The following is a 5,124-nucleotide window of genomic DNA, read 5'->3' as shown; positions in this document are numbered from 1 at the left end:
GCTAGGTGGAGGGTGGGGTTGAGCCAGTCGTTGAGGATGGGGGTTTCGGTGACTAGGTGGTTGGCCAGCTCGGTGCGGCTTAGTTCGAAGACGTGGGCGGGGTTGCCGGTGAGGTCGACGGTGGTTTGCATGAGGTTGGCGGCTTGTTCGTTCCACAGGGGGTCGTGGGCGTCGAGGTCGTCGGGGCGGATGAGGAGCAGCTCGACGTCGGATTCGAGATCGCCGTCGGCGCGGGCCAGGGCGCCGTACAGGCTGGCGTGGACTGGCGGGAGGCGCCAGGTGGAGAGCTCGTCGCTCAATCGGCCGACCAGGGCGGTGCGGAGGTCGGCTAGGAACTCGACTACGGGGGCGACCAGGTGTTTGCGGTTCAGCTGGTACAGGAGGGAGTTGCCGGCGTCGTCGACGTGGACGAGGCCGGTGGCGGCGAGGCGTTGGAGGACCAGGCGGACGCCGGCGACACTGCCCTGACCTGCGAGTTTGTGGATCTGGCGGCCGGACAGACCTTCGTCGGCGCGGGCCAGGACCTGGAGGACCGGGCCGTCGAGCGAAGGGATCACGGTGCTGATCGGCAGCTTCAGGTCCATGAACGGACAGTAGTGACCGATCAGCTCCGTAGAGTAATCATGCTGACGGATCAGCCTTTGACGGCTCCGGTGAGGCCGTTGACGATGTAGCGCTGGAAGAGCAGGGCGAGCAGGACCGGCGGAAGAGCAGCCAGTACGCCGCCTGCCGCGACCAGACCGAAGTCGGACGAGAACTTGCCGGTGAACTCGGCGATCGCGACCGGGATCGTCTTGGAGTTCGAGGTCGAGGTGAAGATCAGCGAGTACAGGAACTCGTCCCACGACAGCAGGAACCCGAACATCGCCGTCGCGACGATTCCCGGGCGGGCCAGCGGGAGGACGATGCGGAACAGTGCGCCCATCCGCGAACAGCCGTCGACGCGGGCTGCGTCTTCGAGCTCGGACGGGAGACTCATGAAGAAATTGCTCATCGTCCACAGGCAGAACGGCGTGACGATCGAGCAGTAGGTGAGGATCAGGCCGAGTTGCGTGTCCAGCAGGGCCAGGTTCGCGAGAGCCAGGTAGAGCGGGATCACCAGCGCGATCGGCGGCAGCATGTAGATCGCCAGGAACGCGAACAACGTCGTACGGCGGAAGCGGAATCGCAAGCGGGCAAAGGCGTAGCCGCCCAGGCATCCGACCACCAGCGAGATCAGCGTGGTCGCGGAAGCAACGACCAGGCTGTTCACCATCGAGACCCGGAAGGTTCCGGCGATCCCGTCGGGACCGGATGTGAAGATGTCCGCGTACCGCGAGAACGTCGGATGGGACGGCCACAAGGAACCGCCGGCCAGATCGTCGGCCGGGGAGATGCTCGAGATCACCAGCCAACTGAACGGTGCGAGCACGACCACGGCCAGCAGGCCACACATCGCGTACTGAAACTTGCGCATCAGACCCCCGCCAACTGGTTCTGCCGAAGCAGCCGCAGGTAGAACATCGCCAGCGCGCCGACTGCGATCACGATCATGTAGGCCAACGCGGCGCCGTACCCGAAGAGCTGATTCGAGAACGCCTGCAGATAGGTGTAGAAGGCAACGGTCTGCGTACCCGACGCGGGACCGCCGCCGGTCATCACGTACACGATGTCGAAGACCTTGAACGCCTCGATCGTGCGCAGCACCAGCACCACCGCGATACTCGGCTTCAGCAACGGTACGACGATCTGCCAGAAGCTGCGCCAGGTCGACGCACCGTCCATCACCGCCGCCTCGCGCAGCTCGGCAGGGATTGTCTGCAACCCGGCGAGCAGGAAGAACGCGACGATCGAGGTGTTCTTCCAGACGTCGGCGACGATCACCATGTTGAGCGCCAGGAACGGCGAACCCAGCCACTGGATCTCAGTGCCGAGCAGCTGGTTCAGGACGCCGTACTGGCCGTTGTCGATCCAGCGCCACAGGGCCCCGTTGACGATCGTCGGCAGCGCCCAGGGCAGGACGACGAGACTCCGCCAGACCCACTTGAACCGCAGCGGCGCGTTCAGCAGCAACGCGACGCCCATCCCGAGGACGAGTTCGGCCGCGGTCGAGACGATCGTGAAGTACGCCGTGTGGCCGAGCACCGGGTAGAACGACGGGTCGCTGAAAACCTTGGTGTAGTTGCTCAACCCGGCGAACGGGTAACTGCCGGGCATCGCGCTGTCGACCTTGTAGAACGACATCAGCAGCGTCTTGAGCACCGGGTAGAGCACCACACCGAAAACGACGATTGCCGCAGGCAACAAGAGGAACGCCGCGAAGCGTCCCTCCCCGCGGACGTGCACCGGCTTCACGACTGCAGCAAGGTATTCGCCTTGTCCGCTGCGTCGTCGAGCGCCTTCTGCGCCGGCTTCCGCCCCAGCAAGGCGTTCTGCAGTTCGGCCTGCAGGGCTTGCGAGAAGGCGTTGTAGCTCTTCGCCTGCGGGCGCAGGATCAGGTCGTCCAACTGCTTCTTGGCCTGCGGTACGACGGCCGGGTTCGTCTTGATGACGGTCGGTTCGTCGTACGACGTCACCCAGACCGGCAGCGAATCGAGCGCGTACTTCTCCTGCTCGGGCTGACTGGTCAGGTGCGAGATGTACTTGAACGCCGCCGCTTGGTTCTTGCTCCCGGCGGTCACACACAGCGCCATTCCGCCGTTGACGCCCGGCCGCCCGGCCGTACCCTTCGGCGTCTGCGCGACCTGCACCTTGCCGGCGATCTTGCTCTGCTTGGCGTCATTGGCCGCGCCGTACATGTACGTCCAGTTGAGCACGATGCTCGCCTGACCGGCCTGGAAGACGCGCTGTACGTCGGCCTCCAGCGACTGCGTCGAGGCCGGGTTGGTCAATCCATCGACGATCGTCTGCCGCATCCATTCCAACGCCTGGACCCCTCCACCGGCGTTGAAAGCGACCTTGCCCGAGTCGTCGAGGAACTTGCCGCCCATGGCACCGAGCAGTTGGGCGAAGTCGCAGACCAGCGCTTCGGCCTGCTGCCAGGACCAGATGAACGGGTACTTGACGACACCCGCTTCCTTCATCCGGCGGGCCGCCTTCAGCGTGCCTTCCCAGGTGTCGAGCCATTGCGGGTTCGCGTTGGCCACGTCCAGATGCTGGGTGTTCAGGAACAGGTACTTGGTGTCCATGATCCACGGGACGCCGTACAGCTTGTTGTCGTACTCGGCGGTGTCGATCGCACCGGCCAGCATCTCGGTCTTCCACGCGGCCGGCCACTGGCTGCTGACGTCGGTGATCATCTTCTTGCTGCCGAACTCGGCCGGCCAGATCACGTCGATCAGCACCACGTCGTACGTCCCGGCCGGGCCGGCGGCGACGATCTTGTCGTGCAGCGCCTCGTAGGCGACGAACTCCGGGATCACCTTGATGCCCGGGTTCGCGGCCGTGAACGAGGCCGTCATCTTGGTGACGTCGGCCTCGGTGTACGCCGCCTGCTTCATGAACAGCGCGCGGATCTCCCCGCTGCTTCCGCTGCCCGGGTCCCCCGTGGTCGCGCCTTTGCCCCCGCTGCATGCGGCCAGAAAGGCCGCCAGTCCGGCCCCACCGGCCGTCTTCAACACGGTCCGCCTGTCGATCGCCACTATCGTCGCCCCACTCCAGGTCTTTTATTTGTTAGGCAACTTTCCTAACATTCGAGCAGTATTGTCAGGGCTGGCCAGGGAGTCAAGAACTCTGCAGAGGTGACTGTGAATCGTGGTGTAAGCGGTAGGCCGAGCGCGAGCGTGGTCCTGGCGCGCCTGCTCGCACAGCCCGGTCCACAGACCCGCTCCGAACTCGCCGCCGCCTGCGCGCTCTCCCGGCCGACCGTCTTTGCTGCAGTCGAGCGACTGGACGCCATGGGGCTGGTCGAGTCACTGGGCCAACGCAGCGGACTACCGGGAAGAACAGCCACTCTGTACGGCGTCCCGACGCGTGCGGGCTGCGTCGCGGCGATCGACATCGGCGGGACGAATCTGCGCGTCGCGGTCTGCGACGTCAGCGGAACACCACTGGTCGAGGTGAAGCGCCCAACCCAGGCGCAGGGCGCGGAGAGCGTCGTACGGCAGGCGGTTGAGCTTTTGGCGGAAGTACGAGTCGAGGCCGGGCGTGCCGACGTACCGTTGCTGGCCGCCGGGGTGTCGACACCGGGCGCGGTCAATCTGACGAACGACCCGATGGTCCGGTATGCCTGGAATCTTGGGCAGGAGACGCCGTACGACCTGTATTCGCAGCTGGCCGCGGGAATCGACGGGCCGGTGTTGCTGGAGAACAACGTCAACCTGGCCGCGATCGCTGAGCACCGCCATGGCGCCGGGAGCTCGTTGTCGACCTTTGCCGTCATCGCGATCGGCGCGGGCGTCGGGGCGGGGATCATGCACAACGGCACGCTGTTGCGTGGTGCGCATGGAGCGGCCGGCGAGGTCGGCTTCCTGCCAACCACCCACGCACGACGCGGTACGCCGACCGAACCCGACGAGGCAGGTGGTCTCGCCCTACTCCGCGAGGCCCGCGCGTTGGACCCTGCCCTGCGCGACGTCCAAGACTTGTTCGACCGAGCCCGAGCGGGTGACGACTATGCGTTGTCGTTGGTCGAGGACGAATGCCACCGCATCCACGAAATCGTCGCCGCCCTGAGCGCCATCGTCGACCCCGAAACCGTCATCCTCACCGGCGGAATCGGCGACAACGAGCTACTGGCCACCCGAGTAGCCGAACTAGCAGCCACCCTCCCCGTCCCCATCGCCGTACTCCGCTCAACCCTCGGCGACCGCGCCTCCCTAGTAGGCGCCATCGCCACCGCCACCGACCACGCCCGAATCCAACTCCTCGCCCGCACCGAATCCACGCCCGCCGCCAGCTCCAGTATTTGATGGGTTACCCCATGAGCTTGTGGGTTCTGCACCCTCATGCGGGTCAAGAACCCGCCACCTGATGGGTTAACCCCAAGGCCGGTTAGTTAAGGCGGTTTGGGGTGGTGGCGGGGAGGTTGATGGTGATGGTGGCTTTGTAGGTGGTGCGGTCGAGTTTTGCTTGTTTGGCGGGGTATTTCGATTGTGCGCGTTTGACTGCGCGGGGGCTGATGCGGGTTCGGCGTGGTGGTAGGAG

5 protein-coding genes are annotated in these 5,124 nt (G+C 65.4%); 1 reads left to right on the top strand and 4 read right to left on the bottom strand.

All coding sequences use genetic code 11. The features are described from left to right. The 4 genes from E1263_RS41890 to E1263_RS41875 all read right to left on the bottom strand — a co-directional run. On the bottom strand, positions 1–584 hold a 584-nt coding region (locus E1263_RS41890), incomplete at its 3' end, for a hypothetical protein (protein ID WP_132177961.1). Between the two features lie 50 nt (positions 585–634). After that, a complete protein-coding gene (locus E1263_RS41885) occupies positions 635–1,456 on the bottom strand; it encodes a carbohydrate ABC transporter permease (protein ID WP_132177959.1) in 822 nt (273 codons plus the stop codon). Continuing rightward, positions 1,456–2,334 (bottom strand): carbohydrate ABC transporter permease, encoded by an 879-nt coding sequence (locus tag E1263_RS41880; protein WP_202869312.1) that lies wholly within the window; start codon positions 2,332–2,334, stop codon positions 1,456–1,458. Before E1263_RS41880 ends, E1263_RS41885 begins: the two co-directional genes overlap by 1 nt. Continuing rightward, positions 2,331–3,620, bottom strand: a complete 1,290-nt coding sequence (locus tag E1263_RS41875; protein WP_238162056.1) for an extracellular solute-binding protein — start codon at positions 3,618–3,620, stop codon at positions 2,331–2,333. The genes E1263_RS41880 and E1263_RS41875 overlap by 4 nt, the downstream gene beginning before the upstream one ends. A gap of 99 nt (positions 3,621–3,719) precedes the next feature. On the opposite strand from E1263_RS41875, the gene E1263_RS41870 reads away from it, so the two are divergent. Next, entirely contained in the window at positions 3,720–4,889 is a 1,170-nt protein-coding gene (locus E1263_RS41870; RefSeq protein ID WP_132177955.1) for an ROK family transcriptional regulator, read from the top strand. Positions 4,890–5,124 lie beyond the last annotated feature (235 nt).

Origin of the sequence: Kribbella antibiotica, from assembly GCF_004349055.1 — a bacterium.
Classification (GTDB): Bacteria; Actinomycetota; Actinomycetes; order Propionibacteriales; family Kribbellaceae; genus Kribbella; species Kribbella antibiotica.
This window is presented reverse-complemented; position numbering and strand designations above follow the sequence as displayed.